Raw genomic sequence first — 4,681 nt, 5'->3', positions numbered from 1 at the left:
TGCGCGTCTACGTCGGCGGGCGGGCACCTGATTGCGGTGGACCGGCTGGCAGTGCGAGCTGGGCCTGCCGGACGCGTTCAGCGGCCTGTTCGACGTCCGCACCGCTCGTGCGGGTATACGTCGGCGAATGGCTGGGCGCGCATGCGCGCTGGTATGCGCACCCCATCGTCCTCTCGTTCACAGCACCCCCTGCGCCTTCGTTTCCATCCCTTGGGTTGGGGCTGGGCGCGTCTTGTCGGGGTGAGCGGGGCGAAGGGATTTCTTGCGGGCTTGGAGTTGTTGGTCGGGGAGCCCCACGACCTGCGTCAGGGCGTGCCGCTTGGTGATCAGCTCGAAGATGCCGATCGGTCCACGGCCAGGGCCGGTACCGGGTGGTTCGCTGGCTGAGTTGCCCTGAAGTGTCCTCTGGAATGGTCTGTTTGTGGCGGTGGCTATGGGGGTGTAGCCGGGAGCAAGGGTGGGGTAGTCGTGTTGGCGTCAGCGGTGTCTGTGGGCGGTACGTCGATGTTTCACGGGAAACGTGCCAGGAGGAGGTCGCGGTAGACGGTGCCCAGGTCTAGGCCGGCGGCGTTGATGGCTATGGGGAAGAGGCTGGTTTCCGTGAGGCCGGGGGCAACGTTGACCTCCAGGAAGTGGGCCTCGCCGTCGGAGTCCACGATCAGGTCGGTCCTGGAGAGGTCGCGCAGGCCCAGTGCTTGGTGAGCGGTGAGGGCGGCGGCGGTGGCGCGTTCGGCGGCCTCGGGAGAGAGGCGGGCCGGGGTGACGAACTCGGTGTCGCCGGCGTCATAGCGGGCTGTGTAGTCGTAACGACCGCCCGGGACCACGATCTCGACGGCGGGGAGGGCTTGGGGCCGGCCGTCCCGCTCGATCACGCTGACGGCGACCTCGGTGCCGGCGATGTACTGCTCGATGAGCGCCGCGTCGCCGTACGAGAAGCAGCCGACCATGGCGGCCGGTAGCTCGCTGGCCTCGCGGACGATCGAGGCGCCCAAGGCGGAGCCGCCGCGGGTCGGCTTGACGAAGAGGGGAAGGCCGAGGCGCCGCACGATGTGGTCGAGAACCGACGATGCGCCGAGGTCGTGGAAGATCTCCTTGGGGAGGGCGACGGAGGCGGGCGTGCTCAGGCCCGCGCGCCGTACGACGGCCTTGGCGGAAGGCTTGTCCCAGGCGACGCGGCAGGCGTCCGGGCGGGAGCCTACGTACGGGACGTCCAGCAGTTCGAGCACATCGCGCATCGCGCCGTCCTCGCCCGACGCCCCGTGGAGGACGGGGAAGACGGCGTCCGGCGGGTCGTTCGAGAGGGCGTCCAGGAGCGTCGCATCCGCGTCCCGGAGCTCGACCGGGACCTCGACGGAGCGCAGCGCGTCCACGACCCGGCGGCCGGAGCGCAGCGAGACCTCCCGCTCGTAGGACAGACCTCCGGCGAGGACGACCACATGCCCGAGTTCCAATCAATGCCCCTTGCGTCACACACGTCCCACCAGTGGACGTTTTGGCTGGTGGCGGGAATCACCGGTTCCCGCCAGCGGTTCCTCGTAACAAGCGCGCCGGCTCCAGGATGGGGGAGCCGGCGCGCCTTTCTTGAGTCCTAGAAGGTACCGGGGCCGGGGGTGTCGACCCCAGTGGGTGAGCTTGCTCCGACTCCCCCAAAGGTGTCACGAAGCTGGATCTCCTGCTCCACGACCGCGGCGAGGCGGCGGACGCCCTCCCGGATGCGGTCCGGGTCCGGGTAGCAGTAGGACAGTCGCATATGGCGGTGCCCGGTGCCGTCCGAGTAGAAGCCCGTGCCCGGTACGTACGCGACGCGTTCGGCGATGGCGCGCGGAGCCATCGCCTTGGCGTCCAGGCCCTCGGGCAAGGTGAGCCAGACGAAGAAACCGCCGGCGGGCCGGGTCCAGGTGCAGCCCTCGGGCATCATCGATTCCAGGGATTCCAGCATGGCGTCGCGGCGGGCCCGGTAAAGCTCACGGAAATCTTTGATCTGCTCACGCCATGGCTGGGTGCTGAGGTACTCCCGTACGGCGAGCTGGGAGAAGTTCGGGTGGCACAGGATCGCGGATTCGGCGGCCAGGACGAGCTTGGCCCGTACAGCATGCGGCGCCAGGGCCCAGCCCACCCGGAGTCCTGAGGCGATCGTCTTCGAGAACGAGCCGAGGTAGATCACGCGCTCGGCGTCGTCGGCGCGGAGGGCCCGCACCGGTTCGCCGTCGAACCTGAGGAGCCCATAGGGGTTGTCCTCGATGATCAGCACGTCATATTCGGCGCAGATCTCCAGGACCTGGGCGCGGCGCGCGGTGGTGAGCGTGACGCCCGCGGGGTTCTGGAACGTCGGAACGGTGTAGAGGAACTTGACGCGGCGGTTCTCCCGCCGGAGCCGTTCAAGGGTCTCGCGCAGAGCGGACGGGATGAGACCGCCGTCGTCCAGGGGCACGTGGACGACGTCCGCCTCGTAGGCGGCGAAGGTGCCCAGCGCGCCCACGTAGGAGGGGGCCTCCGCCAGGACCACGTCGCCCGGGTCGACGAAGATCCGAGTGATCAGGTCGAGCGCCTGCTGCGCTCCCACCGTCACCACGACGTCGTCCGCGGACGCCTGGACGCCTTCGAGCGCCATCACCTCGCAGATGCGCTCGCGCAGAAGGGGGTCGCCTTGGGCGGACGCGTACTGGAGCATCTCGGCGCCGTTGCGGGCCACCAGTTCGCCCACCATCTCCCCTACGGCGTCGAGCGGGAGCGCTGACACGTAGGGCATGCCCCCCGCGAGGGAGACGACCTCGGGACGCGAAGCCACCGCGAACAGAGCCCGGATCTCAGAGGCGACCATGCCGGCGGCACGGGCGGCGTAGCGATCGGTGTAGGCATCTGTTCGTGAGTGCTGGTTCACGAGGCACCTCCGGGGTGATCGGACGTTCTAGCAAACTACGACACCGTTGTCGGTGGGCTGTGAGGGGCCCTGCCGCCGAGCGATGAGGCGCCCGGCCGATGCCGGTGAAGAGGAAAGGTCCCCGCGCCATCGGGCGCCGTTGCCCAAGACGCGGGGAGAGGGCTCTCTCCGATGGGCGGCACGCATGATCGATGCCGTGCGCCGGGTGAAAGACCCCTGTCCGATACGATGCCCCAGGGTCCCGGAGTGTTGCCGGGGATTCCGAGATGTGGCGCTCAGAACGAGAATTCACGTACGTACACCAGGCGAGCTCGTCCACCGGAGATCCCGACCGCGCCACGCAGGAGGCGGGACGGGGGACGGGCGCTCAGGGGGTGCAGTTCCGGTGTCGCGTCGGCTCGTCAACATCACACTGGACAACCTGGACGACCTGCCGCGTCGCTGCCGCCACTGCGTTTTCTGGGAACTCGATCCGGTGGCGGGGGAGCGCGCCGCGGAGGCCGGCAGCCCGGATCTGGAAAAGGAGGCGTGGATCTCCTCCACGCTTCTGGAGTGGGGCAGCTGCGGCAAGATCGTCTATGTGGACGATGTCCCCGCGGGCTTCGTCCTGTACGCGCCGCCGCTGTACGTGCCGCGCTCGGTCGCGTTCCCGACGAGCCCGGTCAGCGCCGACGCCGTCCTGCTGATGACGGCGAACATCGTTCCGGATTTCGCGGGTGGCGGGCTGGGACGGATGCTGGTCCAGGGGGTGGCCAAGGATCTGACGCGGCGCGCCGTGAAGGCCATCGAGGCGTTCGGTGATCTCAAGGGGGAGGAGGGCGGTTGTGTGGTGCCCGCCGACTACCTGTTGTCGGTGGGTTTCAAGACCGTCCGGCCGCATCACCGGTATCCGCGGCTGAGGCTGGAACTGAAGTCCGCCCTGTCGTGGCGTGAGGACGTCGAGGTGGCCTTGGAACGGCTGCTGGGCTCCATGACTCCGGAGGGCGCCCTCCGTCCCGTCTGAGAGCCGCTCAGAGCCTCGTCGGGATCAAGGGACGGGACCGCCGGGTCGAGCGCGTCCGAGGCCAGCGTGGCACCACTCAACGGGGCCGGTCCTTCGTACCTCGGCACAAAGGACAGGGCCCGTGCCGGGTGGCACGGGCCCTGGTGTTCGCGCTCGCCGCGGGAGGACGGAGGGCGCGTTCGGGAGGGATCAGATGAACTCGGCGAGTTCGCGAAGGAGGGCGGCCTTGGGCCTGACGCCCTGGATCTGCTTGACGACCTTGCCATCCTTGTAAACGTTCAGCGTCGGGATGCCCAAGATCTGGTACTGCGACGGCACCTGCGGGTTCTCGTCGATGTTGAGCTTGACGATCTCCAGCTTGTCGCCGTGCTCGCCGGCGATCTCCTCCAGGATGGGGGCGACCATCCGGCACGGCCCGCACCACTCGGCCCAGAAGTCGACGAGCACGGGCTTCTCGCTCTTGAGCACCTCGGTCTCGAAGTCGGCGTCGGTCACGGCCTTCATCGGGTCTCCTTCGTTCATTCCCGGTGGCGGGTCCCCCGCCACCACGCCTGGTCGGTCATGGGGTCGGTCACGATCTGGGATCGACGGCCACGGCGTGACGGTCACGGTCCTCAGCGGCGGCCCCGCGGCCACCGGGTGTGTACGGCATCGCCTGCCATCGCGGACCACATCCGTCACCCTTGAGAGGACAGTTCCTTTTCTTCCGGATGGGGATCCGTTTCGGCGTTGTCCTGGTCCTGGAGCCAGCGTTCGGCGTCGATCGCCGCCGCGCACCCCGTCCCCGCCGCCGTGAT

At 68.7% G+C, this 4,681-nt stretch carries 4 protein-coding genes; 1 reads left to right on the top strand and 3 read right to left on the bottom strand.

The window, feature by feature from the left end; translation table 11 throughout:
- Positions 1–509: 509 nt before the first annotated feature.
- Entirely contained in the window at positions 510–1,451 is a 942-nt protein-coding gene (locus tag ACGWYJ_RS38580) for a D-alanine--D-alanine ligase (protein ID WP_395111631.1), read from the bottom strand.
- A 137-nt stretch (positions 1,452–1,588) separates the two neighbouring features.
- Positions 1,589–2,821, bottom strand: coding sequence for a PLP-dependent aminotransferase family protein (locus ACGWYJ_RS38575; protein WP_395111632.1), 1,233 nt, complete (start codon positions 2,819–2,821; stop codon positions 1,589–1,591).
- 445 nt (positions 2,822–3,266) lie between these two features.
- Here ACGWYJ_RS38575 and ACGWYJ_RS38570 point away from each other — a divergent pair, with 445 nt between their 5' ends.
- A complete protein-coding gene (locus ACGWYJ_RS38570; protein ID WP_395111630.1) occupies positions 3,267–3,884 on the top strand; it encodes a GNAT family N-acetyltransferase in 618 nt (205 codons plus the stop codon).
- Positions 3,885–4,073: 189 nt separating this feature from the next.
- On the opposite strand, the gene trxA is transcribed toward ACGWYJ_RS38570, so the two are convergent.
- Positions 4,074–4,388, bottom strand: a complete 315-nt coding sequence (gene trxA / locus ACGWYJ_RS38565; RefSeq protein WP_285702155.1) for a thioredoxin — start codon at positions 4,386–4,388, stop codon at positions 4,074–4,076.
- Between the last annotated feature and the right edge of the window lie 293 nt (positions 4,389–4,681).

Source organism: Actinomadura sp. SCN-SB (genome assembly GCF_043906805.1).
In the GTDB taxonomy this organism is placed as follows: Bacteria; Actinomycetota; Actinomycetes; order Streptosporangiales; family Streptosporangiaceae; genus Spirillospora.
Note: the sequence above shows the minus strand (reverse complement) of the source record. Positions and strands in the feature narration are given on the sequence as shown.

Coding starts and splice junctions, on each gene's coding strand:
- ACGWYJ_RS38575 (WP_395111632.1), bottom strand. CDS start 2,821: ATGGTCGCCTCTGAGATCCGGGCTCTGTTCGCGGTGGCTTCGCGTCCC.
- trxA (WP_285702155.1), bottom strand. CDS start 4,388: ATGAAGGCCGTGACCGACGCCGACTTCGAGACCGAGGTGCTCAAGAGC.